Origin of the sequence: Amycolatopsis endophytica (assembly GCF_013410405.1) — a bacterium.
In the GTDB taxonomy this organism is placed as follows: Bacteria; Actinomycetota; Actinomycetes; order Mycobacteriales; family Pseudonocardiaceae; genus Amycolatopsis_E; species Amycolatopsis_E endophytica.
Genome location: NZ_JACCFK010000001.1, coordinates 360,049 through 385,543, shown reverse-complemented (window position 1 = coordinate 385,543; position 25,495 = coordinate 360,049). Strand labels below are relative to the sequence as shown.

Sequence of the window (25,495 nt, the reverse complement as noted above, 5' to 3'; positions counted from 1 at the left end):
GGGAATCGTGCTCAACCGGATCTTACGGACATTCCTGCGTCCGTACTGGCGAGCGCTCGCGGCTGTCCTGGTGCTGCAGCTCGTGGGCACCATCGCCTCGCTCTACCTGCCGAGCCTCAACGCCGACATCATCGACCACGGTGTGGCCACCGGCGACACCGGTTACATCTTCTCGACCGGCGGCTGGATGCTGGCCGTCACGCTGCTGCAGATCGCCTGCTCGATCGCCGCGGTGTACTTCGGCGCGCGCAGCGCGGCCGGGTTCGGGCGCGACGTCCGCGGTGCGATCTTCCACCGCGTCGGGGGTTTTTCCGCGCGCGAGGTGGCGCAGTTCGGGGCGCCGTCGCTGATCACCCGCACCACCAACGACGTGCAGCAGGTGCAGATGATCGTGGTGCTGGGCAGCACGATGCTGATCGTCGCGCCGATCATGTGCGTCGGCGGCATCGTGCTCGCGCTGCGGCAGGACGTGGGGTTGTCCTGGCTGCTGCTGGTCGCGGTGCCGGTGCTGCTGGCGGTGATCGGGCTGATCGTGTCGCGGATGGTGCCGCAGTTCCGGCGCATGCAGGTACTGATCGACCGCGTCAACCGGGTGCTGCGCGAACAGCTGTCGGGTATCCGCGTGGTGCGGGCGTTCGTGCGTGAGCGCGACGAGGTGCGGCGGTTCGCCGCCGCCAACGGTGAGCTGACGGGCACCGCGCTGCGGGTCGGCAGGCTCCAGGCGCTGATCTTCCCGTCGGTGATGCTCGTGCTCAACGCGTCCAGCGTCGCCGTGCTGTGGTTCGGCGCGCACCGCGTGGAGACGGGGGAGATGCAGATCGGGGCGCTGACGGCGTTCCTGAGCTATTTGGTGCAGATCCTGATGTCGGTCACCATGGCGACGTTCATCGCGACGATGATTCCGCGCGCGTCGGTGTGTGCCGAGCGGATCGCGGAGGTGCTGGACACCGATTCGTCGGTGGTGCCGCCGCGGCAGCCGGTTCGTCAGCTGCGTGAACACGGCGCCGTGGAGCTGCGCGGCGTGGAGTTCCGGTTCCCCGGCGCGGCGGACCCGGTGCTGCGCGACATCACGTTCCGGGCCGAGGCGGGCAAGACCACCGCGATCATCGGCAGCACCGGCGCGGGCAAGACCACCCTGCTGTCGCTGATCCCGCGGCTCATGGACGCGACGGCGGGGCAGGTTCTGGTCGACGGGGTCGACGTCCGCGATCTGGACCCGGACGTGCTGTGGAACCGCATCGGGCTGGTGCCGCAGCGGCCGTACCTGTTCACCGGCACGGTCGCGAGCAACCTGCGCTACGGCAACCCGGACGCGGGAGACGACGAGCTGTGGGAGGCGCTGGAGATCGCGCAGGCGCGTGAGTTCGTGGCGGAGATGCCCGGTGGCCTGGCGGCGCCGATCGCGCAGGGCGGCACGAACGTCTCCGGCGGACAGCGTCAGCGGATCGCGATCGCCCGTGCGCTCGTGCGCAAACCGGAGGTCTACCTGTTCGACGACTCGTTCTCGGCGCTGGACCTGGCGACCGACGCGCGCCTGCGCGCCGCGCTGGCGCCGCACACCGCCGAGGCCGCGATGATCGTTGTCGCGCAACGGGTTTCGACCATCGTGCACGCCGACCAGATCGTCGTGCTGGAGAACGGGGAGATCGTCGGGCTCGGCACGCACCGCGAGCTGCTGCGCGATTGTCCCACCTACCTCGAAATCGTGGAGTCGCAGATGACGGCTGAGGAGGCCGCGTGACCAGGCCGGGTGGGATGCCGGGAGCGCCCGGCGCGCCGGGGCAGAAGCCGAAGAGTTTCGCCGACGGTGCGCGCCGTCTGCTGGGCCGGCTGCGGCCCGAGCGCGTCACGCTCGTGTCCGTCGTCGCGCTCGGTGTCGTCAGCGTCGCGTTCTCCGTGGTGGGCCCCAAGATCCTCGGTCACGCGACGGACATCATCTTCGGTGGTTTCATCTCCAGCCGCCTGCCCGCGGGTGTCACCACGGAGCAGGCCGTCGCGGCGGCGCGGGCCGGGGGGAACGACAACCTCGCCGACATGCTCCTGCGGATGAACATCGTGCCCGGTTCGGGCATCGACTTCGATGCGCTCGGCACGGTACTCATGTGGGTGCTCGCGCTGTACGTGGCCGCGTCGCTGTTCGCGTGGCTGCAGGGGTACCTCCTCAACGGCGCGACGCAGCGCGTGGTGTTCCGGCTCCGCGAGGACGTCGAGGCGAAGCTGCACCGGTTGCCGTTGCGGTACTTCGACGGGCAGCCGCGCGGTGAGCTGCTGTCGCGCGTCACCAACGACATCGACAACATCTCCCTGACGCTGCAGCAGGCGCTGAGCCAGCTGCTCACGGCGCTGCTCACGCTGATCGGCGTGCTGGTGATGATGTTCGTGGTGTCGCCGCTGCTGGCGGTCATCGCGCTGCTCGTGGTGCCGGTGTCGATCGTGCTGACCAGTGTGATCGGGAAGCGTTCGCAGAAGCTGTTCGTGGCGCAGTGGAAGCACACCGGATCGCTCAACGCGCACATCGAGGAGGCGTTTTCCGGGCACGAGCTGGTGAAGGTGTTCGGGCGGCGCCGCGAGGTCGAGGAGGAGTTCGGGCGCCGCAACGAAAACCTCTACAAGGCCGGAATGGGCGCGCAGTTCATCTCCGGGATCATCATGCCCGCGATGATGTTCCTGTCGAACCTCAGCTACGTCGTGCTCGCCGTCGTCGGTGGCCTGCGGGTGGCGACGGGGACCATGACGCTGGGCGACGTGCAGGCGTTCCTGCAGTATTCGCGGCAGTTCACGCAGCCGCTGACGCAGGCCGCGTCCCTGGCGAACCTGCTGCAGTCCGGTGTCGCGTCGGCCGAGCGGGTGTTCGAACTGCTCGACGCCGCGGAGCAGAAGCCGGACACCACGTCGCCGAAGCTGCCCGAGCAGCGCCGCGGCCGGGTCGAGTTCGAGCACGTCGAGTTCTCCTACGATCCGTCCAAACCGCTGATCGAGGACCTGTCGCTGGTGGCCGAACCGGGGCACACCGTGGCGATCGTGGGCCCGACCGGTGCGGGCAAGACCACGCTGGTGAACCTGATCATGCGGTTCTACGAACTGAACGCGGGGCGCATCACGCTCGACGGCGTGGACATCACCGACCTGACGCGCGACGAGCTGCGTGGCCAGACCGGCATGGTGCTGCAGGACACGTGGCTGTTCAACGGCACGATCCGGGAGAACATCGCCTACGGCAACCCGGGCGCGTCGGCCGAACAGGTCGAGGCCGCCGCGCGGGCCACGTTCGTCGACCGGTTCGTGCGCAGCCTGCCCGACGGCTACGAAACGGTGATCGACGACGAGGGCACCAACCTCAGCGCGGGGGAGAAGCAGCTGGTGACGATCGCGCGGGCGTTCCTCGCCGACCCGTCGCTGCTGATCCTCGACGAGGCGACCAGCTCGGTGGACACCCGCACCGAAGCGCTGCTGCAGCAGGCGATGGCTGCGCTGCGGACCGACCGGACGAGTTTCGTGATCGCGCACCGCCTGTCCACGATCCGCGACGCCGATCTCATCCTGGTGATGGAATCGGGGCGGATCGTGGAGCAGGGCACGCACGACGAGCTGATCGCCGCGGAGGGCGCGTACCACCGGCTGTACTCGGCGCAGTTTCGCAGCCCGGTCGAAGCCGCGACCTGATCGTGCGGGGAACCCGGCGGTGGGCCGGGTTCCCGGCATCAGGCCTGCCGGACCGCCGGCGCCAGGACGTCCTCGCACCACTGGCGGAACGTGGTGGGTGTGTCGGTCGCGTGGCGCGGGGTACGGGCGACCCCGTCGTCGAGACCCTTCTCCTTCGCGGTGGCCATCTCGACCATCGCCCGTCCCTGCGCTTCGGATGCGCCGGAGCCGGTCATCGCGTCGTACAGCGTCTCGGCCGGGATCTGCTCGTACCGCACGGGCTTGTCCAGCACCTCCGACACGATGTCGGCGATCCCGGCGTAGGACAGGTGTTCCGGGCCGAGCAGCGGGACCTCGCCGCGGCCGGTCCAGGTGCCGTCGAGCAGCAGGCGTGCCGCGACCGCCGCGATGTCGCGGGTGGCCACCCACGGCAGCGCCCGGTCGGGGGAGAGGACGTCGAAGAACGTGCCCTGTTCCGCGATCGACCGGGCCTGCCGGAGGACGTTGTCCATGAACGACGCCGCGGCCAGCGCGCGGAAGGCGACTCCGGTGTCCGCGATGAGGTCGTCCATGGCCAGTGAGGCCGTGACGTGGCCCGCCTGACCGGCATACGGGGTGCCGCGGCCCAGCGCGCTGACGTCGACGACGCGCTGCACGCCGCTCAGAGCTTCGAGGGCGGGACGGGTGAAGCCGCGGTAGACGTCGTCGATGCTCGTGGCACGGCGGTCGCCCGGCGCGAGCCAGAACACGGCTTCGGCGCCGTCCAAGGCGCGGGCGAGGACTTCCGGGTCGCCGTGCGATCCGGGGATGACCTCGGCGCGGTCGCGAACGTCGCCGGGCAGTCCGGACGGGTTCCGCGCGATCACGCGAACCGGTCTGCCCGCGGCGAGTACGTGGCCGAGGACCTGGTGTCCGATGTTTCCGGTCGGGGTGGTGATGACGATCATGGCATCTCTCTTCGGGAGGTCCGGCTAAGTAAACTCAACCGTACCGTTTACTTCGGAGAGGCGCAACGACCCCGTGGCATCGGGGGAACTACAGGGTGAGCTTGAAGCCCACGTGGGTCGGCTCGAAACCGAGCCGCTCGTAGAAGGTGTGCGCGCGGGTGCGGGAGCCGTCGGAGGTGAGCTGCACCAGTGCGCACCCCCGGCGCCGGGCCTCGTCGACGGCCCACTTCATCAGCGTCACGCCCAGGCCGCCGCCACGCTGGTCGGACCGCACGCGGACCGCTTCGACCAGTGCCCGCGTCGCGCCCCGGCGGGACAGGCCGGGGATGAACGTCAGCTGCAGCGTGCCCACCACGTCGCCGTCCCGCTCGGCCACGACCAGCAGCTGGTGGGGGTCGGCGTCGATGACGTCGAACGCGCGCAGGTAGGGCGTCGCGTCGTCGAGGGTCTCCCGCTGGGCGCCGAGGTGGTCGTCGGCGAGCATCTCGACGATCGTCCCGACCTCTTCGCGCCGGGCTCGTCTAATGTGGATCTCACTCACGAACACCGAGTATGGCACCGGCGCCCCAGGAGGAGTTCCCTTGACCACGCTCCGATCCAGCACCGTCGCGGACATCCTCCGGCGCAGCGCCGCACGGTGGCACTCCCGGGTGGCTCTGCGTTTCGCCGACCGCACCTGGACCTACGCCGAACTCGACGCCGCCGTCACCCGCGCCGCCGCGCACCTGCTCGGTCTCGGGCTCGCCAAGGGTGACCGGGTCGCGGCCTACGGCAAGAACTCCGACGCCTACCTCATCGGCTTCCTCGCGTGTGCCCGCGCCGGGCTCGTGCACGTGCCGGTCAACTACAACCTCACCGGCGGCGAGCTGGCCTATCTGGTCGAACAGTCCGGCAGCCGCGTCGCGCTCGCCGATCCCGCGCTGGCGGGCAACCTTCCGCGGCTGGAACGCGTGGTGCCGCTGCGGGACGCCGAGGGCTCGCTGGTGTCGCTGTCCGGGGAGGTGCCCGCACTGGACGTCGTGGTCGAGGACGGCGACCTCGCCCAGCTGCTCTACACCTCCGGCACCACGTCCCGCCCCAAGGGCGCGATGATGACGCACCGGGCGCTGGTGCACGAGTACCTGTCGTGCATCACCGGCCTCGACCTCACCGCGGACGACGATCCGCTGCACGTGATGCCGCTGTACCACTCGGCGCAGATGCACGTGTTCCTCATGCCGTGGCTCGCCGTCGGCGCGACGAACACGCTCCTCGAAACACCGGATCCGGCGGACGTCCTGCGCCGTCTGGCCGAGGACCGGCACGGCGCCTTCTTCGCCGCGCCCACGCTGTGGGTCGCGCTGGCCAACCACCCCGACTTCGGCAGGCGCGACCTGAGCGCGCTGCGCAAGGCGTACTACGGCGCGTCGATCATGCCCGGCCCGGTGCTCGACCGGCTCCGCGAAGCCATGCCGGAGCTGGGTTTCTACAACTGCTTCGGGCAGTCGGAGATCGGTCCGCTGGCGGCCATCCTGCGCCCCGAGGATCACGCCACACGTCCGGACTCGGCGGGGCGGCCGGTGCTGTTCGTGGAGCTGCGCGTGGTCGACGCCGAGGGCAATGACGTGGCGCCCGGCGAGTCCGGCGAATGCGTGTACCGGAGCCCGCAGCTGTGCGAGGGGTACTGGGACAAGCCGCAGGACAGCGCCGAGGCGTTCGAGGGAGGATGGTTCCACTCCGGCGACCTCGTGCGGATCGACGAGGAGGGCTACATCTACGTCGTGGACCGCATCAAGGACGTCATCAACACCGGCGGCGTCCTGGTCGCCTCCCGCGAGGTCGAAGACGCGCTCTACACGCACCCCGCGGTCGCCGAGGCGGCCGTCATCGGCGTCCCGGACGAGAAGTGGATCGAGGCGATCACCGCCGTGGTGGTGTCCAAGGAGGACGTCGAACCGGACGCGCTGATCGCCCACGCGCGGGAACGGCTGTCCGCGTTCAAGGTCCCGAAGGCGATCCGCTTCGTGGACGACCTGCCCCGGAACGCGTCGGGCAAGATCCTCAAACGCGAGCTGCGCGACCGGTTCTCCTAGTCAGGCCGCGGCCGCCCGCAACGGCGCGCCCATCTCGTGCAGGTGCCGGAGCACCTCGCGATAGGACCGGAACAGGCCGGTCTGGCTGTAGGAGATGCCGTGCGCGGCGCAGAACCGCTGGACGATGGGCTGCGCGTGCCGCAGGTGCGGGCGGGGCATGTTGGGGAACAGGTGGTGCTCGATCTGGTAGTTCAGCCCGCCGAGGAGGAAGTCGGTGAACCAGCCGCCCCGGATGTTGCGTGAGGTCAGCACCTGCTTGCGCAGGAAGTCGGGCGATTCGCCGGTCAGCGTGGGCATGCCCTTGTGGTTCGGCGCGAACGAGCATCCCATGTACACCCCCCACAGCGCCTGGTGCACCACGACGAACACGACGGCGATGCCGGGCGACAGCACGAGGAACACGGCCGCGAGGTAGCCGAGCGTGTGGGCGGCCAGCAGCGCGCCCTCCAGGCGACGGGCCTTGGTCTCGCCCCGCCAGACCGCCCGGATGCCGGACACGTGGAGGTTCAGTCCCTCGAGCATGAGCAGCGGGAAGAACAACGCGGCCTGGTGTTTCGCCATCCAGCGCAGGAATCCCCTTTTCAGGCTCGCCTGGCCGCGGGTGAACGCGAGCGCCGGGATGTCGAGGTCGGGATCGTGTTCCTCGTGGTTGGGGTTGGCGTGGTGCTTGTTGTGCCCGGAGATCCACGACTGGTAGCTCATGCCGATCAGGCCGCCGTGCACGGTGCCGATGGTGTCGTTGGGACGTCGGGTCCGGAAGATCTGCTTGTGCCCGGCGTCGTGGCCGAGGAACGCCAGCTGCGCCGACACCACGGCGAGCAGCGCGGCGACGAACAGCTGCCACCAGGTGTCGCCGAGGAACGCGAACGCCACCCAGGCGCCGGCGAACGCGGCGAGGTTGGCGGTGATCCGGACGGCGTAGTACCCGTACCGGCGGCGCAGCAGCCCGGCGGCGCGGATTTCCCTGGACAGGGCGGCGTAGTCACTTCCCGGCTGGGTCCGGACACCCGCCGCGGTCACCGGCGCGCACCCTTCGACGGTGTGTCGGCGGGTGCGGAGAAGTGGACGTCGCGGGTCGCCGGGGTCGGGGTGGCCGTGGTGGCCGGTGGCGAATCGGGGAGGTGGCTGAACAGAACGGTGCCCGCACGCGGCGGGCAAGGGGTGTGGGGCATCACAAAACTCCTGGAAAGGGACCGGCGGCGCCGGGAATGTACTGGGCAGCCGGCCGGAAAGGTCGTGGTCAGCGGGGAAGTGCGCGTGATCATCGCAGCAAGTGGCCGCTCCGGTGCTCCTCGCAACCGGTCTCAACGGCGGTCGGATCTGGCCCGCTGCCTCCACCCTACGCGACTCGGCCCGACGGCGCCGTGGTTCGCGGCGGATGACGTCGAGGTCGCGCGCGCGGAGTGGGCAGGACGGTCGTGCCCATGGGCGGCGTCCCCCGGTCCCCTTCCCACCTGGACGAGCGTCAGGCGACCGAGTAGCGGCGGGCCCCGTTCTCGACGAGCAGTGCCAGTTTGCCCTGGTGCACCAGCAGGTCGAGGTGTGCGGCGGTTTCCAGAACGGCGAGCATCTGGTTGAACACGTCCATCTCGCCGAGCTTGCGCTGCCGCCGCGTCCAGCCCATCCGCAGTGCCGACTCGTACGCCGTGGCCGCACCGTCCGCAATGGTCGCCGCGATGACGTCGAGCCGACCGGCGTGGTGGTCCAGCAGCGCGTCGACGCGGGCGTGCACGCTGTCGGTCACCGGGCCGTGGGCGGGCAGCATCCGGCGGTCCGGCATGCCGCGCACCAGGCGCAGCGAGTCGAGGAAGTCCCGCAGCGGCATCTCGGCCACCGCGGGCTGGAACCCGATCGACGGCGTGATGTGCGGCAGCACGTGGTCGCCGGTGAACATCAGGCCGGCGGCGCCGTCGTCGAACACCACGTGACCGGCGGTGTGCCCCGGCGTGTGCACCACGTCGAGCGCACGGCCGGGCAGGACACTGCGGCGTCCCGGCGTCAGCCACTCGTCGGGAAGTTCCCAGATCGCCGCCTCGCTGTTGCCGCCGTGGATCCCGAACACCCGCACCAGCTCGTCGGCCACCGGATCCGCGCCGCACATCCGCAGCAACCGGATCTGCCCGGCCATCGGAGCGCTGCCCGGGTCCGCCGACATGCGCAGCGACTGTTCCTCCAGCGAGCCCAGCGCGATCCGCCCGCCGAACTCGCGCCGCAGTGCGACCGCCTGCGTGTAGTGGTCGCGGTGGACGTGGGTGACCAGGAACTGGCTGACGTCGCCGAGTTCGGCACCGAGGCCCTTGAGCGCATCGGCCAGCTGCTCGCGCGCCTCGGCCAGCGCCCAGCCGGAGTCGATGAGGACCAGCTCGTCGCCTTCGGTCAGGGCGTAGACGTTGACCGCCTTCAAGCCGTCGTTGGGCAACGGCAACGGGATCCGGTGCACGCCCGGCGCGACGCTGTACAGGCCGGGCTCGGTCCACTCGGCGCTGCCTTCGGGAAGTGCTTCCACGAGACCTCATCGTCCTTTCACACCCTGGATATTTCACTTTGGAACTTCCCGGGTGGAATGTCTACCTGACGCGGTTGAGACCCCCGTCACCAGGTGGGGCGGAGCGCGGTGCCCAGCGTCAGCGCGGCGGCGATCACCAGGCTCGCGAGCGGATCGGTGAGCTGCGCGAACACTTCGACGACGTAGTGGTCGCCGCCGGTGAACGTCTCGCGCAGCGCGCCGTGGAGTGTCTTCGTCGCCCGCGCGACCTCGGTCCCGCTCGCGCCGGTCAGGCCGTAGCCCCCGCCGCCCCGGTCCTGCAGCGTTCCGACCGTCCGGCCCCGCGCGGAAAAGGTGAACCGGGTACGCCCGTCGGCGGCGATCGCGCCGATCGGCGTGCCGTCCGCCCGGGTCACCAGGAATCGCGAGTCGTGCGCCCGCACTTTCAGCACGACACTTCCGCCGGAGTCGCGCACCTCGAAACAGTGCGGCCGGAACCGGTCGGAATTCGTCAGCGTCCGCAGGGTTTTGCGAAGCGCGCTGCGGTCGGCTTCCACGACGGCGCCCAGCGGCTTCCCGTGCTGGTCGAGCACCGCGAACTCGTTCGCCATCCCGGACAGCCGCGCACGACGGCTGACCACCAGGAAGGGTTCGGTGAACAGGGTGCCACCGCCCGCCTGCCGCGAACTGCTCGTCATGCACGCCAAGGTTAGCCAGCGGAAATCAAGAACGGGAGACGACCGGTGAATTGCACGGAAATGTCCGGGTTAACCCGGTTCGCCAATACCGGTGCCTTTTCGTCAATCCGTCCGGTGCCATTCCCGGTCGCGCGGCGGGGCCGGGACGCGGGCGGAGCGCGCACCTTGGAGAATCGGGGCGTGAGCGAACTCGTCTGGCCTTCCGGTGCCGCCACCGCGATCGGGTCGATGCCCGGCACCGACCCCGCCGAGGCGGCCGCCGTCGTCCTCGGTGAACTGCCCGATTTCCCGCACCTGCCGGAGCTGCCCGCGCGTGGCGTCGGGGCGGACCTGATCGGGCGCACCGCCGCGATGCTCGTCGACCTGGCGATCGAGGTCGTGCCGAGCGGGTACCGCGTCGCCGCGCGGCCGGGCCGTGACCACCGGCGCGCGGTGGACCTGCTGCGCTGGGATCTCGACGCGGTCACCGGGGCCGCCGGCGCGCCGGTGATCAAGACGCAGATCGCCGGGCCGTGGACGCTCGCCGCGGGCATCGAACTGCCGCGGGGCCACCGTGTGCTCACCGACCGCGGAGCGGTGCGGGAATTCGCCGAATCGGCGCTGGAAGGGCTGGCGGCGCACGTCGCCGAGCTCAAGGCGCGCACCGGCGCCGAGGTCGTCGTTCAGTTCGACGAGCCGGCGCTGCCGGACGTGCTGGCCGGTGCGCTGAGCACACCATCGGGTTACGGCACGGTGCCCGCGGTGCCCGAGCCGGAGGCGCGGGAGCTGCTGAACCGGGTGGTCGAGCGGGCCGGTGCGCTGACCGGGCAGCCCGTCGTCGTGCACTGCTGCGCCGCGCGGCCACCGGTCGGTCTCCTGCGCCAGGCCGGTGCGGGCGCGCTCGCGATCGACGCCACGCTGCTTGCCGGCGCGCCGTCGTCCCTGCTGGACGAGCTGGGCGAGGCGTGGGACAGCGGGACCGTGCTCTTCCTCGGGCTGGTGCCTGCGCTCGAACCCGCGCGCCGTCCGTCGCTGCGTGAGCTGGCCCGGCCCGCGCTGGACCTGGCCGACCGGCTCGGCTTCAACCGCTCGACGCTGGCCGCCCGGGCGGTGCCGACGCCGACGTGCGGGTTCGCCGGTGCGACCGCGGACTGGGTACGCCGCGCCCTCAAGCTCACCACGGATCTGGGCAAAGCGTTCGTGGAGCCGCCGGAAGGTTGGTAGGAACGCCTGATGCGATGGTTCAAGCGACGGCGCACGGACGAGGAGCTGCCGGACCCGCGCACCGCGTGGCCCGAGCAGACGGTGCCGGACGATCCGGAAGCGGCCGCCGTGCGGTTCTGGCGCCGCTGGTCGGAGATGCTGCCGGAGATCAGCGCCGCGCTCGGTGACGCCGAGCCGCAGCGGGTCGAGGTCGGTCTGGCCGACGCCGTCGCCGAGCTGCACCCGAACCTGCAGGTCTCACTCGAACGAGGGCAGCGGGCCGTTTACGCGCTCGTGATCAGCGGGCAGGAGGACCCCGCGCTGCGGCCGTTCACCGACGCGTGGCGGGCCGCCGCACCGCCCGAGGACGCGATCTGGGAGTACCACGATTCGGTGCCGCCGGTGCCCGATCCGGCCGGGGTGACGGTGAACCTGGGGACGCGGTCGATCGCGCTGGCCGACGTCCGCGTCGCGGCGCAGGTCGATTCGGCCGAAGGGGTGGTCGACGTCGCGGTCCACCACCCGCTGCTGAGTGAACTCGACGACGCGTCGCGGGCCGCGATGACCTTCCTGCCGCTGGACGCCACGCTCGGGGAACGCCTTGCGGCGGAACGGTTACGCAGGGTGGAGACGGCGGAGACCGAACCGGCGGGCGCGATCACGCTGCTGGAACTCCGTGACCTGGTCCGCGGTCTGGACGGCCGACGTCCGGAAAGTGTCGGTGGTGCTGACTAAGCTGACGGACTGTGAGTGAGACTCCCGCCGCACAGGACGTCACCGAGGTGCCCGCCGAGGTCCGCGAGCGCCACGGCGCGCTCGCCGAAGAGGTGCGCGGCCACCAGTTCCGCTACTACGTGCTCGACTCGCCGGTCATCACCGACGGCGAGTTCGACGAGCTGCTCGGGGAACTGGAGCGGCTGGAGTCGGAGTACCCGGGGCTGGCCACCCCGGACTCGCCCACCCAGAACGTCGGCGGCACCTTCTCCACCGACTTCGTCGCGGTCGACCATCTGGAGCGCATGCTCAGCCTCGACAACGTCTTCGACGAGGCGGAGCTGCAGACGTGGGTCGACCGGGTGGAGAAGGAGGTCGGCGGGTCCACGCGGTACCTGTGCGAGCTCAAGATCGACGGGCTCGCCATCAACCTGCTCTACGAAAAGGGACGCCTCACGCGGGCGCTGACGCGGGGCGACGGCCGCACTGGTGAGGACGTCACGCTCAACGTCCGCACCCTCGACCAGGTGCCGGAGACGTTGACGGGCACCGAGGAGTACCCGGTGCCCGACGTCGTCGAGGTGCGGGGCGAGGTGTTCTTCCGGGTGGAGGACTTCGCGGAGCTCAACGCCCGGCTGGTCGAGGCGGGCAAGCCCCCGTTCGCCAACCCGCGCAACACGGCCGCCGGTTCGTTGCGGCAGAAGGACCCCAAGGTCACGCGCAGCCGCAAGCTCCGGCTGATCTGCCACGGTCTGGGCAAGCGCGAGGGGTTCGAACCGGCGCGGCAGTCCGAGGCGTACGAGGCGCTGGCGGCGTGGGGGCTGCCGGTGTCCAGCCATACGAAGGTCGTCGGCAAGGCCGCCGAGCTGCTCGACCACATCCGGTACTGGGGCGAGCACAGGCACGACGCCGAGCACGAGATCGACGGCATCGTGGTGAAGGTCGACCAGGTGTCGCTGCAGCGGCGGCTGGGCACCACGTCCCGCGCGCCGCGGTGGGCGATCGCCTACAAGTACGCGCCGGAGGAGGCGACCACCCGGCTGCTCGACATCCAGGTCAATGTCGGGCGCACCGGGCGGGTCACGCCGTTCGCGGTGATGGAGCCGGTCAAGGTGGCCGGATCGACGGTGGCGATGGCGACGCTGCACAACGCGCAGGAGGTCAAGCGCAAGGGCGTGCTGATCGGTGATCGCGTGATGATCCGCAAGGCCGGTGACGTGATCCCGGAGGTGCTCGGGCCGGTCGTCGACGTGCGCACCGGCGACGAGCGCGAGTTCATCATGCCCACGTTCTGCCCGGAGTGCGGCACGAAACTGGCCCACCAGAAGGAGGGCGACGTCGACATCCGCTGCCCGAACTCGCGGTCGTGTCCCGCGCAGTTGCGGGAGCGGTTGTTCCACCTGGCCGGGCGCGGCGCGTTCGACATCGAGATGCTGGGCTACGAGGCGGCCACGGCGCTGCTGGATTCCGGCGTGGTCGTCGACGAGGGCGATGTGTTCGACCTGGACGAGGAGAAGCTGGGGCAGGTCGAGCTGTTCCGCACGAAGGCGGGGGAGCTGTCGGCCAACGGGCGCAAGCTGCTGGCCAACCTGGACAGCGCGAAGGACCGTCCACTGTGGCGGGTGCTGGTCGGCCTGTCGATCCGGCACGTCGGCCCGACCGCGGCGCGTGCGCTGGCCCGCGAGTTCGGCTCGCTGGAGCGGATCGAGCACGCCGACGAGGAGGTCATGGCCGAAGTGGACGGTGTCGGCCCGACGATCGGCGACGCCGTACGCGAGTGGTTCGCGGTCGACTGGCACCGCGAGGTGGTGGAGAAGTGGCGCCGGGCGGGGGTCCGGATGGAGGAGGAGCGCGACGAGTCGGTGCCGCGCACCCTGGAGGGCCTGTCCATCGTCGTCACCGGTTCGCTGACCACGTACTCGCGTGACGAGGCCAAGGAGGCGATCATGTCGCGCGGCGGCAAGGCGTCCGGGTCGGTGTCGAAGAAGACCGCCTTCGTCGTGGTGGGCGACGCCCCGGGTTCCAAGTACGACAAGGCGGTGCAGTTGAAGGTCCCGGTCCTGGACGAGGCCGGTTTCCAGGTCCTGCTGGACAGCGGTCCGGAGGCCGCCGCCGAGGTCGCCCTGCCGCCGGAGGAGCCCTCCGGTGAGTGAGGTGTCCGTCAGACCGGCACGCCCCGAAGAGTTCGAGGCGATCGGCGCCATGACCGCTGCCGCCTACGTGGCGGACGGCCTGATCACTCCCGACGACACTTATGTCCACGAGCTGACCGACGCCGCCCACCGCGCCGAACACGCCGAACTCCTCGTCGCCACCGACGGCGCCGCGGTCCTGGGCTCGGTGACCATCGTCCGCCCCGGCACGCGGTACGCGGAGATTTCGGTCGAGGGCGAGCTGGAGTTCCGCATGCTGGCCACCACCCCCACCGCCAGAGGCCGGGGCGTCGGCGAACTCCTGACGCGCGCCGTCCTCGACCGGGCCACGGAGGCCGGCGCCCAGGCGGTCGTATTGTCCAGTCTGGACGCGATGAAGGCGGCCCACCGCCTCTACACCCGCCTCGGCTTCACCCGTGCCCCAGCGCGGGACTGGCAACCCGTGCCGGATCTGTGGCTCCGCGCCTTCCGCCTCCAGCTCTGACCACAGCCACGCGCCCGCCCTTTTGTCCGCTGTGCCACCACTGGCACCCGGCAACGCACCCCTACCGGCCTCACTTCCCCCCGCACCCGATCCCCAGCCCAAAACACCGAAAGACCGGGTCCGGGAGGAGCCCGCCATGTCCTCTACACCCGCGCCCATCTCCACGGCCTCCCCGTACAACCGGTGACAGACATCAGCAACGGCGAGGCCACCCCGCCCGCCCGAGCCGCTTCCGCGATCAGCCGGTTGTTCTTCGACACGTCCGCGATCCCGGCCTGCACGGCGAAATCCCGCGAAACGAGCTTCGACACCTTCACCCGTGACACCTCACTCGCCATCGGCCCGGCATCCAGAACCTCCACGAGCCGCCCCAGATCCACGCCGGTCGACGAAGCGGGTTTGCGCGAGCCGGACACCGGCGCCTCGACGTACCGCCCACCGGCGGCCACGACATCCGCGGCCAGCAACCGGGAGTACTCGGGCGAAGTCGTGCCCATGTGCACGACGACACGCCCGGTCACCGCCGCCGAAAACCCGGGGCCACCCCGGTCCAGGACAGCATCGACAGCCGCACCGTCGGCGAGCATCAGGATCACCACGTCCGCCTCCGCGCACCAGGTTGAGCGCCATCGGCGTGCCCATGACGGACTACGCCGTTCGCCGCAGGTCAGCCGTCGAGGACGACGGCGACGATCCCGGCCAGGTGCGCGAGGCGCGCGACCTCGGCGGCCCGGAACATCGGACCGCCGGGACGGCCGACGAGCAGCGCCCGGTCCGGCTTGCCCAGCGGCGTCGCGGCCAGCTCGGTGCCCAGCTCCTGCCAGGTCTCCGGGACCCACGAGTCCTCGGCGTCCAGGATCGTGGCGCGCTCCAGCGGCAGCCACGGCAGATCGGTGATCGGCGCCTCCGGTGCGGCGCTGGAGGAGGCGAGCCGGTCGACGCCCGGTTCGCTGACCGACACCACGATCGCCCAGCCCGCGCGGATGATCCGCGGCACGCCCTCGACCAGCACCGACAGCCCGGAGGCCGGTTGCGCGGCGATCTCCTCGACCAGTTCCAGTTCGCGGTGGGTGTCCAGGACGCCGGCGTACGGGCGCACCGCGTCGACCTCGACGCCTTCCACGCTTTCCGCCGCGGTGATCACGGCGTCCGGCAGCCGCCCCGAGGGCAGCTCCACCACCATGTCGTCGATCGCGACGCCGCCGCCGCGCTCCACCACGTCCACCGAGAGGATGTCCGCCCCGATCATGCCGAGAGCCGTCGCGACCGCTCCGAGGGTTCCTGGCGAGTCCGGGAGCTGCACCCGGATCAGGAAGGACAACGTGAACCCCTCTCGGGTCCGGCGCTCCCGCCTTGCCGGGGAGCGCAACCGGCCGCTGATTGTGACAGACGAAGGCCGTCACGGGGAGCCATCGTCTGCCTACTGAGACCGTTCCGCGCACAACCCGTGCATAACCCGGTCGAGCCCGCAAGGCCCATCGCCATAGACTTGTGACTTACCGAAACACCGATCCGCACACCCCGGGAGTCACCCGCGTGCCCAACATTTCCCGCGACGAGGTCGCGCACCTGGCCAAGCTCGCCAGGCTCGCCGTCACCGACGAGGAGCTGAACGTTTTCGCAGGTCAGCTCGACCAGATCCTGGACGCGGTCGCCAAGGTCAGTCAGGTCGCCGACGCCGACGTGCCGCCGACCTCGCACGCCGTGCCGCTCACGAACGTCTTCCGCGAGGACGTGGTCCGGCCCGGGCTGACCCAGCAGCAGGCCCTGGCCGGTGCGCCCGCCGCCGAAGAAGGCCGCTTCCGGGTGCCGCGGATCCTGGGGGAGGAACAGTGACCGACCTAACACGCCTGTCCGCGGCCGAGCTGGCGGACAAGATCCACGCCCGCGAGGTGTCCTCGGAGGAGGTCACGCGGGCCCACCTGGACCGCATCGGCGAGGTCGACCGTGAGGTCCACGCCTTCCTCACCCTCAACGGCGAGGATGCACTCGCGGCGGCCCGCCAGGTCGACTCCGCGCTGGCCGCGGGCCAGGCGCCCGCCTCGCCGATCGCCGGGGTGCCGCTCGCGCTCAAGGACGTGATGGCGACCAGGGACCTGGTCACCACCTGCGGTTCGAAGACGCTGGAGAACTGGGTCCCCCCCTACGACGCGACGGTCACGCGCAAGCTGCGCGAGGCGGGCGTGCCGATCCTGGGCAAAACCAACATGGACGAGTTCGCGATGGGTTCCTCCACCGAGAACTCGGCGTTCGGCCCGACCCGCAACCCGTGGGACCACACCCGGATCCCGGGTGGTTCCGGCGGCGGGTCGTCGGCGTCGCTGGCCGCTTTCGAGGCGCCGCTGGCGATCGGCACCGACACCGGTGGCTCGATCCGTCAGCCGGGCGCGGTCACCGGCACCGTCGGCGTGAAGCCGACCTACGGCGGCGTGTCCCGGTACGGGCTGGTGGCGTTCTCCTCCTCGCTCGACCAGGCCGGGCCGTGTGCCCGCACGGTTCTGGACGCGGCGCTGCTGCACGAGGTCATCGCCGGGTACGACCCGCTCGATTCGACCTCCATCGACGCGCCCGTGCCGCCGGTGCTCGCCGCCGCCCGCGAGGGCCTCAACGGCGACCTCAAGGGCATCAAGGTCGGTGTCGTCCGTGAGTTCAGCGGCGACGGCTACCAGGCCGGTGTGCAGCGCTCGTTCGAGGCGGCGGTCGGCCAGTTGCGTGCGCTGGGTGCCGAGGTCGTCGAGGTGTCCTGCCCGAACTTCGTCTACGCGCTGCCCGCGTACTACCTGATCGCGCCCAGCGAGGCGTCGTCGAACCTCGCCCGGTTCGACGCGATGCGCTACGGCCTGCGGGTGTCCGACGACGGGTCGCACAGCGCCGAAGAGGTCATGTCGCTCACCCGCGAGGCGGGCTTCGGCCCCGAGGTCAAGCGCCGCATCATGCTCGGCACGTACGCGCTGTCCTCGGGCTACTACGACGCCTACTACGGCTCGGCGCAGAAGGTGCGGACGCTGATCACGCGCGATTTCGAAGCGGCATTCGAGAAGGTCGACGTGCTGGTCTCGCCGACCACCCCGACCACCGCGTTCAAGATCGGTGAGCGGGTCGACGACCCGATGGCCATGTACCTCGCGGACCTGTGCACGATCCCGTCGAACCTGGCGGGCAACGCCGCGATGAGCGTCCCGAGTGGACTGTCCGACGAGGACGGCCTGCCGGTCGGACTGCAGATCATGGCCCCGGCGCTGGCCGACGACCGGCTCTACCGGGTCGGTGCCGCCTACGAGGTCGCGCGCGGCCCGGTCCTCGACCGGGTTCCGGAGCTGAAGGGAGTTTCGGCGTGACCGCCGTTGCCGAAGTGATGGACTATGCCGAGGTCGTCGAGCGGTTCGACCCGGTGCTCGGGCTCGAGGTCCACGTCGAGCTGAACACGAACACGAAGATGTTCTGCGGATGTGCCAACGAGTTCGGCGGCGAGCCGAACACGAAGGTCTGCCCGACCTGCCTCGGCATGCCGGGCGCGCTGCCGGTGCTCAACGGCAAGGGAGTCGAGGGAGCGATCCGCATCGGCCTGGCGCTCAACTGCGAGATCGCGCAGTGGTGCCGGTTCGCCCGGAAGAACTACTTCTACCCGGACATGCCGAAGAACTTCCAGACCTCGCAGTACGACGAGCCGATCGCGTTCAACGGCTACCTGGACGTGACCCTCGACGACGGCGAGATCGTGCGCGTGGACATCGAGCGCGCGCACATGGAGGAGGACACCGGCAAGTCGCTGCACGTCGGCGGCGCCACCGGCCGGATTCACGGCGCGGAGCACTCGCTGCTCGACTACAACCGCGCCGGGGTGCCGCTGATCGAGATCGTCACCAAGCCGATCGTGGGCATGGGGTCGCGGGCGCCGGAGGTGGCGCGGGCCTACGTGACAGCGCTGCGTGATCTGCTGCGGGCGCTGGACGTGTCGGATGTGCGGATGGACCAGGGCTCGCTGCGCTGCGACGCGAACGTGTCGCTGATGGCGAAGGACGCCACCGAGTTCGGCACCCGCACCGAGACCAAGAACGTCAACTCCTTCCGCAGCGTCGAGCGCGCCGTGCGGTACGAGATGACGCGGCAGGCCGCGGTGCTCGTCGCCGGCGGCACGATCACCCAGGAGACGCGGCACTTCCAGGAGGCCGACGGCACCACGTCGTCCGGCCGCACCAAGGAGACCGCCGAGGACTACCGGTACTTCCCGGAACCCGACCTGGTCCCGATCGCGCCGTCGCGCGAGTGGGTCGAGGAGCTGCGCGGAACGCTCCCGGAGATGCCGGCGGCGCGCCGCAAGCGGATCCAGGACGAGTGGTCGCTGTCGGCCGAGGAGCTGCGTGACCTGTTCAACGCCGGTGCGGTCCAGCTGGTCGAGGCGACGGTCGCCGAGGGCGCCAAACCGAATGAGGCCCGCAGCTGGTGGGTCAACTTCCTGGCGCAGGAGGCCAACACGCGCGAGGTCGAGCTGACGGCACTGCCGATCACCCCGGCGCAGGTGGCACGGGTCGCCGCCCTGGTCGAGGCCGGTGAGCTGACCAACAAGCTGGCCCGCGAGGTCGTCAAGGGCGTGCTGGCCGGCGAGGGCGAGCCGGACGAGGTCGTGGAGAAGCGCGGCCTGAAGGTCGTCTCGGACGATTCGGCGCTGCTCGCGGCGGTCGACGAGGCGCTGGCCGCGCAACCGGACATCGCGGACAAGATCCGCGGCGGCAAGGTCCAGGCCGCGGGCGCGATCGTCGGCGCGGTCATGAAGGCGACCAAGGGCCAGGCCGACGCCAAGCGCGTGCGTGAGCTGATCATCGAGCGGGTGGGCGCCTGAGGATGCCTGCGGCCCGGGCTTCCTCACCCGCCGGGTACTCCCTCGCGCGGGTCAGCTGGCGCGAGTGGACGGCGTTCGGGGCGGGCGTGGTGGCCACGCTCGCCCTGTTCCTGCCGTGGACTGTTTTGTCCGCGCAGGACCAGATCGTCGAGGAGGCGTTGCGGGAACTGCCTGCCTCGGATGTGGCCCGGGATGCCTGGACCACCGGGTTCCTGGCCTGGTGCGGGCCGTTGTTGCTGCTGCTTGCCGGTCTTGTGGTGGCGGCGTTCGGGCAGTTTCGCAAGGTCCGGATCGCCGGGCTGCCGCATCTGTGGCTGATCTTCGCCGCGGTTTCGGTGGTGTTGATGGTCCTGGGGTGGTTCGCCATCGGGTGGCAGTTCGATGAGGAGACTCGCGGGCTGCTTGCCGATGGTGGGGTCGGGTTGTACGCCGGGATCGGGCGGTATCTGGGGATTTTGGCGGGCGTTGCTTCGCTGGTGGCTGCGGTGCTGGACGTGCGCACCTTGCGGCGACGGTGACTCGCGGCGCGAATCCCACGCTCCCGCGCGCGAGTTCCACGTTCATGGGGGCGAGTGCTGCGTTGGGGGGCCGCTACGCGGGTTTTGCGCTGCGCGCGGCTGGGGGCGCCGGGCTTCGCTTCGCTACGCCCTGGGCCGTGGGCGCTGGCGCGCCCCGGCGTTGCGGGAGAGGTGTGGTTCAGGGGCGGGGTGCGTTGCGTTAACGGGTGGCGGTTTGTGGGGTTTGGGGTGCTGAGTGTGGGACTCGCCGAGCGCGCCCGCGAGTCCCACGCTCCCGCGCGCGAGTTCTGCGGTCGTGTGCGGGCGCGGGACTAATCCTTGCCGGAGCCGCCGTTGGGGGTGGCTTGCAGGGAGATCAGCACGACGCGGTCGTCACTGGACACGGGCTGGCCGCCGTCCTTGTTGACGGTTCCCACGAGGGCGAACTGGGCGTCGATCTGGTCGAGGCTTCCGTAGCGGCCGTAGGCGGTGCCGTTCTTGCCGTCCATGAGCGCCTTCGGCTTGCCGCCCACGGAGCCGTCCAGGGTGATCGGCAACTCCTGCAGGTTGGCGCCCACCGACGTCGCGATCACGACCGCCGTTCCGTTGTCCGCGCAGCCCGTCAGCGCCGGTTTGTCCGGCCACGTCCAGGTGGGCACCGCCAAGGACGCGCCCGGCGTGATGGCGTACAGCGAATCCACCGTGGCGCCGCGGTCGGTGATCCACGTTCGCGAACCGTCCGTCGCCTTGCAGAGACCCCCGGGGGAGTGCACGCCGCTCGCGTAGACCCTCGAACCGGGCGTCGGGTTGCCCTGGGCTGCCGCGCCGGCCGTGTCGATCCGCAGTACCTTCCCGGCCAGCGACGCCGGGTCCGCCGCTGCTGACGGGTTGCCCGCGTCGCCCGTCGCCACCAGCAGGGCGCCCGCGCCGTCGGTCATGATGGCGCCCCGGTTGCCCGTCGCGCCCTTCGGGATGCCGGTCAGCACCGCCTTCGGCTGCTGGCCCCGGGTGAAGCGGACGACGCGGTTGTCCGTCGCCGTCGTGACATAGGCGAACACCAGCTGGTCCTCGGTATAGGTGGGGGACAGCGCGAGCCCGGTCAGGCCACCGTCACCCGTCGCCTGCACGTCCAGCGTGATGAACTCCGCTGGCGCCGATCCGGACGCGACCTGCAGGACCCGGCCGGTTTTGCGCTCGCCGGCCAGGGCGCTCGGCGCGGCACCGGTGTTCGGCAGGGCGGCGAGCGCGGAGACGGTGTCCAGGCACGTCGCGATCACGGACTGGTCGTAGTCGGTGCAGCCCTGCGGCGGTGGGACCGACGTCTGCGGTGAACTGGGCCGCGACTCACCGGAGTCGCCGTCGACCTCGGGCAGTTCGGGCTGCGGGCCCGCCGGGGCGGTCAGCTCGGGCGCCGGTTCGAACGTCTCGTTCGCGGCCCTGTCGTCGAACTGCGCGCAGCCGGTCAGCAGCAGCCCGCACGCCGCGAGCAGCCACGGCGCCTTCCCCTTCCCGACACGCACGTCTCCCAGCCTAGGTGGCGCCGGGTGAACGACGGGTAAGTACCGTGGTGATCATGCCCGTCACCGTTCTGGTCCCCGACGAAGACGGCCTGCTCGCGCTGGGTGAGCTGGCCGGGGTGCGCCCCGTCCGCTACCGCTGGCGCGAGCCGTTGCCGCCGGAGGCCGCCGAGGCGGAGGTCCTGGTCCCCGGCGCGCACCGGCCCGAGGAGCGCGACAGGGTGCTCGGCGCGCTGCCCAACCTCAAGCTCATCCAGCTGCTGTCCGCGGGAGCGGAGAACTGGGTGGGCACGGTGCCGGACGGGGTGCTGCTGTCCACCTGCCGGGGCGCGCACGGCGGCAGCACCGCCGAATGGGTGATGGCGGTCCTGCTGTCGATCTACCGGGAACTACCGGGCTTCGCCGCCGACCAGGCCGCACGGCGCTGGAACCTGCACGCCACCGGCACGCTGCAGGACAGGCGGGTGCTCGTCGTCGGCGCCGGTGACCTCGGGCAGCAGCTCAAGCGGAGGCTGCTCGCCTTCGACGCGCGCGTGACGATGGTCGGGGTGAACGCGCGGGAGGGCGTGCACTCCGTCGACGAGCTGCCGGAGCTGCTCGGCGCGCACGACGTCGTCGCGCTGATGGTGCCACTGACCTCACGCACCCGGGGAATGGCGGACGCGAAGTTCCTCGCCGCGATGCCCGACGGCGCGATCCTCGTCAACGCCGCGCGCGGACCCGTGGTCGACACCGACGCGCTGGTGACCGAGCTGGAAAGTGGCCGTCTGCGCGCCGCGCTGGACGTCACCGACCCGGAGCCACTGCCGCAGGAGCATCCACTGTGGACGGCGCCGAACCTGGTGCTGACCCCGCACGTCGCCGGAACCGTGTCGGGCAGCAAACGCCGCTCGTACGCGGTGGTCGCCGAGGAGATCGCCCGCTACGCCGGCGGGGAACTGCCGAACAACCTGGTGCACGGGGAATACTAGACCGCCAGGTGCCGCCGTTCCCCAATGCCACGTTGGGGGCGATGCGGCGATGCATCGAGCGGAGTAAGTCGGAGCGCTGATTTCGCCAAGCGGTCGCGCTGGCGCCACGAATGGCCTAGCCTGCGCGGGTGACCAGCCCTCAGGACGAGTCGAAGACCCAGAACCTGTTCACGGAATCCGGGTACTACCAGCCGACGGACACCGACACCACCGGTTCGTCGACCAGCATGCTTTCCGACGTCGAGGACCGGCCGAAGCCGGACGCCAACCGCTGGCACGGGGGCCTGGACCTCGGCCTGCTCGTGCTGCGGCTCGCGCTCGGCGCGATCATGGGCGCGCACGGGCTGCAGAAGGTGTTCGGCCTGTTCGGCGGGCCCGGCCTGGACGGTACGGCGCGCATGCTGGAGAGCATGGGCTACACGGCCCAGCCGACGCTCCTCGCGTGGATCACCGGTCTGAGCGAACTGATCGGCGCCGTGCTCATCGTGCTGGGCCTGTTCACCCAGATCGGGGCGGCGGCACTGCTCGGCGTCACCGCGAACATCGTCTACGTCCAGTGGAGCGGCGGGTTCTTCGAGCCGCGCGGGTTCGAGTTCGAACTGCTGCTGGCGGCCGTCGCGTTCGCCCTGCTGTTCACCGGATCGGGCCGGATCGCCCTCGACGTGAACACCCCGTGGCGGCGACGGCCGGTGCCGTTCGGGCTGTTCTTCCTGCTGGTCGCCGCGGCCGCGTCCGTGCTGGTGATCGTGCTGGCGCGCTAGATTCGTCCGAGCAGCACAGCGATCCGCGCCAGTTGCCGACGATCTTCGACTGGATCGCTGCGATTGCCGTCGGAGAAGTGCACGGTGTTGTGTGGGCACCTACGGTGGATAGCAAATAGTGACTCCACTGACTTCCTTCGATCGACATCGGCCGCTGTGCAATGCCGTCAACTCCGCCGCGGTCGGGTGAACCGCCCAATGATCGCTAGTCGCGCTTCAAGGCGTTCGTCACGCCGGCGATGAGCGCCGCGGCGAGGATCCAGCCGCCGACGAGCAGGACCCAGCTCGTCGTCACCGCCACGCCCTGGGGGAACCAGCCGGTCTGCTGACCGAGGTCGACCGGCAGCACCACGTCCAGGGCGTAGGCGAAGGCGTTGAACCGCGGCACGTCCGCGCCCTTCGCCACGAAACCGCCGGGGTAGGCGAGCCCGAACACGACCGCGCCGACGGCGAGCAGCGCGCCGAGCCACACGCCAGCCAGCCACGGCCGGTAGCCGTAGCCGACCGTGACCTGCAACAGCGCGTTCCACACCTTGCCCGGCCAGTGCAGCTCACGCCGTCGCCGCCGCTGTTTGGCGTACGCGACGCGGCGCGCGTCCTCCAGCCGTCCCGATTCGCGGTAGCACGTGGCGAGCTGGTCGTACGTGCCCGGCGTGAAACCGGGGTCGCCGCGCTCCAGCCAGCCCAGCCGCTCGGCGACGGGGACGCGGTTGTTGCCGAGCCCGCGGTAGGTGAACCCGTCCAGCACCTGGCGCCGCGGCCAGCTGCGTGGCTCGTCGTCGAGGACATCGACGCCCGCGCCGGTCAGGTCGACCCACCCGTCCGGCGCGCGCTTCGGCCGCAACGTCAGTCTGCCGATCCGCGCCCGGTCGAGGCTCAGCGCCGCCGGCGACCCGGCCAGCTCCGCGCCGGTCAGGTCGAGCACACCCAGCTGCGAGTCCCGGAGCTTGACCGCACCACGCAGGATGACGTCGTCGGCCTTGAAATCGTGGTCGACCCGCATCCCGCGCGCCATCAGCGCGGTCCCCTCCGGATTGCTCAACCGCGCGCCGCTGAGCTGGATCTCCTGGATGGTGGACCCGGTCAGCACCACCTCGCCGCGCACCGTGAACCTGTCCTTGCCGAACAGGCAGCGCTCGACCCGCAGGGTGTCGGCCGACAACGCGCTGCCGCCGGGGTTGAGCAGGCGCGCACCGCTGAAGTCCACTGTGGCCGTCTGCGTGTTGCGCATCAGCACCTGACCGCGGAACCACGACTTGTCGCAGTGCAGCTCACCCGGCACCGTCAGCCGGTTCGCGTTGAGCGCGGTCCCTCCCGGGTTGGTGAACCGCGCGCCACCGACGTCGACCGAGCCGCCCACCCTGGTGCCGGTCAGGTCGACGGTGCCGGTGGAGTGGAAACCGTTGGCGCAGAACAGGGACCGGCCCACGAGCAGGTTCCGCGCGGTCAGCGCCAGCCCGTCACGCCGGTTCAGGCGCGCGCCGTTGAGGTCCATGGTCCCGTCGACGCGGGCGTCGGTCAGATCCGTGCCGCCCTTGACCACGAGAGTGCCGCCGCGGCTGGTGACGTCCTGCCCCACCACGAGCCGCGGCGCGTACAGGGCCCACCAGCCGAAGTACGTGATCCGCGTACCCGGGATGAGCAGCGAACCGTCGATCTTGGTGTCGAGCAGGCTGATCCCGCCGTCGAACTCGGCGTTGTTCAGCCGCAGGTTCCCCTTGAGCGACGCGTTCTCCGCCATCAGCGCGTAGTCGCGGGGTGCGCTCAGCCGGGAACCGGAGAAGTCGAGGTCCCACCCGCAGGTCACGGTGGACACGTCCACGACACCTTCGGCGGTGAACTGGCGCGGTTCGTCGCCGTCCAGGACATCGGTGTTGCAGAAGATGCCCTGCGTCGCCGTGACCCCGTTCGCGCGCAGCACCGTGCCCCGCGGATTGCGCAGGCGTGCTCCGCTGAGGAGCAGCTGCCCGTCGATGCGCGCGCCGAGGAGGTCGATCGTGGCGCCGTCGGTGCGGACCTGGCGGAGGTTGAGCGAACCGTCGAACCGGGCCCGCTGCGCGACGAGACCGTTGAGGTGGCACAGCGCCAGCGTCACGCTCTGCGCCCGCGCGTCACTGAGCATGATCGGCTCGTCGACGTGGCATTCGACGAGGTGCAGCTGGCGGGTGATGGTGGCGGCGGCGAGGTCGAGCGTCCCGGTGATCCGGACGCCGCTGAGCAGGATCGACCAGGCCCGCTTCACCGGGCGCGTGCCGGTGAGCAGCTCCGCGAGCAGTTCCGCGCGGACCTGCCGTTCCGCACCCCACGTGCCGCCCGTCGACGGGTCGTCCGCCGCGGGATCGCCGGTCTTGCCGCCGATCATCACCTGGTCGCGGTCGTCCACGAACTGGACGAGGTCCCGTTCGAGGCCGGTGAGTTCGTCGTCGCGGAGCACCCGCACCCCTTCCCCCAAGCCGATCCGGATCATTGTGACACCCGGGTACGACAAAAGGGCCTCAGCCGGATCGGCTGAGGCCCTTCGCCTGGGGGTTT

23 protein-coding genes are annotated in these 25,495 nt (G+C 70.7%); 13 read left to right on the top strand and 10 right to left on the bottom strand.

From position 1 onward, the window contains the following. Positions 1-7 precede the first annotated feature (7 nt). Together HNR02_RS01830 and HNR02_RS01825 are read left to right on the top strand one after the other, a co-directional pair. The gene (locus tag HNR02_RS01830) at positions 8-1,741 is read left to right on the top strand and encodes an ABC transporter ATP-binding protein (RefSeq protein ID WP_179771495.1); all 1,734 of its coding nucleotides are present in this window, start codon (positions 8-10) and stop codon (positions 1,739-1,741) included. A 14-nt stretch (positions 1,742-1,755) separates the two neighbouring features. After that, the gene (locus tag HNR02_RS01825; RefSeq protein WP_179775650.1) at positions 1,756-3,663 is read left to right on the top strand and encodes an ABC transporter ATP-binding protein; all 1,908 of its coding nucleotides are present in this window, start codon (positions 1,756-1,758) and stop codon (positions 3,661-3,663) included. Positions 3,664-3,701: 38 nt separating this feature from the next. Here the strand turns inward: HNR02_RS01825 and HNR02_RS01820 are convergent, their stop codons facing one another. After that, positions 3,702-4,589 carry an NmrA family NAD(P)-binding protein gene (locus HNR02_RS01820; protein WP_179771494.1) on the bottom strand — a complete coding sequence of 296 codons (888 nt, stop codon included), beginning with the start codon at positions 4,587-4,589 and terminating at the stop codon, positions 3,702-3,704. Positions 4,590-4,677: 88 nt separating this feature from the next. Beyond that, a complete protein-coding gene (locus HNR02_RS01815; RefSeq protein WP_312861134.1) occupies positions 4,678-5,121 on the bottom strand; it encodes a GNAT family N-acetyltransferase in 444 nt (147 codons plus the stop codon). A gap of 49 nt (positions 5,122-5,170) precedes the next feature. Between HNR02_RS01815 and HNR02_RS01810 the strand changes: the two genes are divergently transcribed. Next, entirely contained in the window at positions 5,171-6,661 is a 1,491-nt protein-coding gene (locus tag HNR02_RS01810) for an acyl-CoA synthetase (protein ID WP_179771492.1), read from the top strand. Here the strand turns inward: HNR02_RS01810 and HNR02_RS01805 are convergent, their stop codons facing one another. From HNR02_RS01805 to HNR02_RS01790, 4 genes are all read right to left on the bottom strand, one after another. Continuing rightward, complete coding sequence (locus HNR02_RS01805) at positions 6,662-7,681, bottom strand: fatty acid desaturase family protein (protein ID WP_312860871.1); 1,020 nt, start codon at positions 7,679-7,681, stop codon at positions 6,662-6,664. It lies immediately after the preceding gene. Beyond that, on the bottom strand, positions 7,678-7,833 hold the full coding sequence (locus tag HNR02_RS01800; protein WP_179771491.1) for a hypothetical protein: 156 nt from the start codon (positions 7,831-7,833) through the stop codon (positions 7,678-7,680). The genes HNR02_RS01805 and HNR02_RS01800 overlap by 4 nt, the downstream gene beginning before the upstream one ends. Before the next feature lie 293 nt (positions 7,834-8,126). Then, positions 8,127-9,167, bottom strand: a complete 1,041-nt coding sequence (locus HNR02_RS01795) for an MBL fold metallo-hydrolase (protein WP_179771490.1) — start codon at positions 9,165-9,167, stop codon at positions 8,127-8,129. An 86-nt stretch (positions 9,168-9,253) separates the two neighbouring features. Then, positions 9,254-9,844, bottom strand: a complete 591-nt coding sequence (locus HNR02_RS01790) for an LURP-one-related/scramblase family protein (RefSeq protein WP_179771489.1) — start codon at positions 9,842-9,844, stop codon at positions 9,254-9,256. A gap of 180 nt (positions 9,845-10,024) precedes the next feature. Here HNR02_RS01790 and HNR02_RS01785 point away from each other — a divergent pair, with 180 nt between their 5' ends. From HNR02_RS01785 to HNR02_RS01770, 4 genes are read left to right on the top strand one after another with little or no spacing between them, the layout of a single operon-like run. After that, on the top strand, positions 10,025-11,047 hold the full coding sequence (locus HNR02_RS01785; RefSeq protein WP_179771488.1) for a uroporphyrinogen decarboxylase/cobalamine-independent methonine synthase family protein: 1,023 nt from the start codon (positions 10,025-10,027) through the stop codon (positions 11,045-11,047). Between the two features lie 9 nt (positions 11,048-11,056). Continuing rightward, on the top strand, positions 11,057-11,761 hold the full coding sequence (locus HNR02_RS01780) for a hypothetical protein (RefSeq protein ID WP_179771487.1): 705 nt from the start codon (positions 11,057-11,059) through the stop codon (positions 11,759-11,761). 11 nt (positions 11,762-11,772) lie between these two features. Next, positions 11,773-13,893 (top strand): NAD-dependent DNA ligase LigA, encoded by a 2,121-nt coding sequence (ligA, locus tag HNR02_RS01775; protein ID WP_179771486.1) that lies wholly within the window; start codon positions 11,773-11,775, stop codon positions 13,891-13,893. Beyond that, a complete protein-coding gene (locus HNR02_RS01770; protein ID WP_179771485.1) occupies positions 13,886-14,377 on the top strand; it encodes a GNAT family N-acetyltransferase in 492 nt (163 codons plus the stop codon). The genes ligA and HNR02_RS01770 overlap by 8 nt, the downstream gene beginning before the upstream one ends. 143 nt (positions 14,378-14,520) lie before the next feature. Here HNR02_RS01770 and HNR02_RS01765 read toward each other — a convergent pair whose 3' ends face one another. Together HNR02_RS01765 and HNR02_RS01760 are read right to left on the bottom strand one after the other, a co-directional pair. After that, complete coding sequence (locus tag HNR02_RS01765; protein WP_312860870.1) at positions 14,521-14,976, bottom strand: NAD(P)-binding domain-containing protein; 456 nt, start codon at positions 14,974-14,976, stop codon at positions 14,521-14,523. Between the two features lie 68 nt (positions 14,977-15,044). After that, positions 15,045-15,698: an ACT domain-containing protein gene (locus tag HNR02_RS01760; protein WP_179771484.1), complete on the bottom strand. Its 654-nt coding sequence runs from the start codon at positions 15,696-15,698 to the stop codon at positions 15,045-15,047. Positions 15,699-15,913: 215 nt separating this feature from the next. Here HNR02_RS01760 and gatC point away from each other — a divergent pair, with 215 nt between their 5' ends. The 4 genes from gatC (at position 15,914) to HNR02_RS01740 (ending at position 19,735) form a co-directional block, all read left to right on the top strand. Continuing rightward, the gene (gatC, locus tag HNR02_RS01755) at positions 15,914-16,213 is read left to right on the top strand and encodes an Asp-tRNA(Asn)/Glu-tRNA(Gln) amidotransferase subunit GatC (RefSeq protein ID WP_179771483.1); all 300 of its coding nucleotides are present in this window, start codon (positions 15,914-15,916) and stop codon (positions 16,211-16,213) included. After that, positions 16,210-17,715 (top strand): Asp-tRNA(Asn)/Glu-tRNA(Gln) amidotransferase subunit GatA, encoded by a 1,506-nt coding sequence (gatA, locus tag HNR02_RS01750; protein WP_179771482.1) that lies wholly within the window; start codon positions 16,210-16,212, stop codon positions 17,713-17,715. Before gatC ends, gatA begins: the two co-directional genes overlap by 4 nt. Further along, on the top strand, positions 17,712-19,217 hold the full coding sequence (gatB, locus tag HNR02_RS01745; protein WP_179771481.1) for an Asp-tRNA(Asn)/Glu-tRNA(Gln) amidotransferase subunit GatB: 1,506 nt from the start codon (positions 17,712-17,714) through the stop codon (positions 19,215-19,217). Before gatA ends, gatB begins: the two co-directional genes overlap by 4 nt. Positions 19,218-19,303: 86 nt before the next feature. Then, the gene (locus tag HNR02_RS01740; protein ID WP_376772813.1) at positions 19,304-19,735 is read left to right on the top strand and encodes a hypothetical protein; all 432 of its coding nucleotides are present in this window, start codon (positions 19,304-19,306) and stop codon (positions 19,733-19,735) included. A gap of 311 nt (positions 19,736-20,046) precedes the next feature. Here the strand turns inward: HNR02_RS01740 and HNR02_RS01735 are convergent, their stop codons facing one another. Beyond that, positions 20,047-21,234, bottom strand: coding sequence for a PQQ-dependent sugar dehydrogenase (locus HNR02_RS01735; protein ID WP_179771479.1), 1,188 nt, complete (start codon positions 21,232-21,234; stop codon positions 20,047-20,049). 53 nt (positions 21,235-21,287) lie between these two features. Here HNR02_RS01735 and HNR02_RS01730 point away from each other — a divergent pair, with 53 nt between their 5' ends. Both HNR02_RS01730 and HNR02_RS01725 read left to right on the top strand, forming a co-directional pair. After that, positions 21,288-22,202 (top strand): 2-hydroxyacid dehydrogenase, encoded by a 915-nt coding sequence (locus HNR02_RS01730; RefSeq protein WP_179771478.1) that lies wholly within the window; start codon positions 21,288-21,290, stop codon positions 22,200-22,202. A gap of 128 nt (positions 22,203-22,330) precedes the next feature. Continuing rightward, on the top strand, positions 22,331-22,963 hold the full coding sequence (locus HNR02_RS01725) for a DoxX family protein (RefSeq protein ID WP_312860869.1): 633 nt from the start codon (positions 22,331-22,333) through the stop codon (positions 22,961-22,963). Positions 22,964-23,168: 205 nt separating this feature from the next. Here the strand turns inward: HNR02_RS01725 and HNR02_RS01720 are convergent, their stop codons facing one another. Continuing rightward, positions 23,169-25,430: a translocation/assembly module TamB domain-containing protein gene (locus tag HNR02_RS01720; RefSeq protein WP_179771477.1), complete on the bottom strand. Its 2,262-nt coding sequence runs from the start codon at positions 25,428-25,430 to the stop codon at positions 23,169-23,171. Positions 25,431-25,495 lie beyond the last annotated feature (65 nt).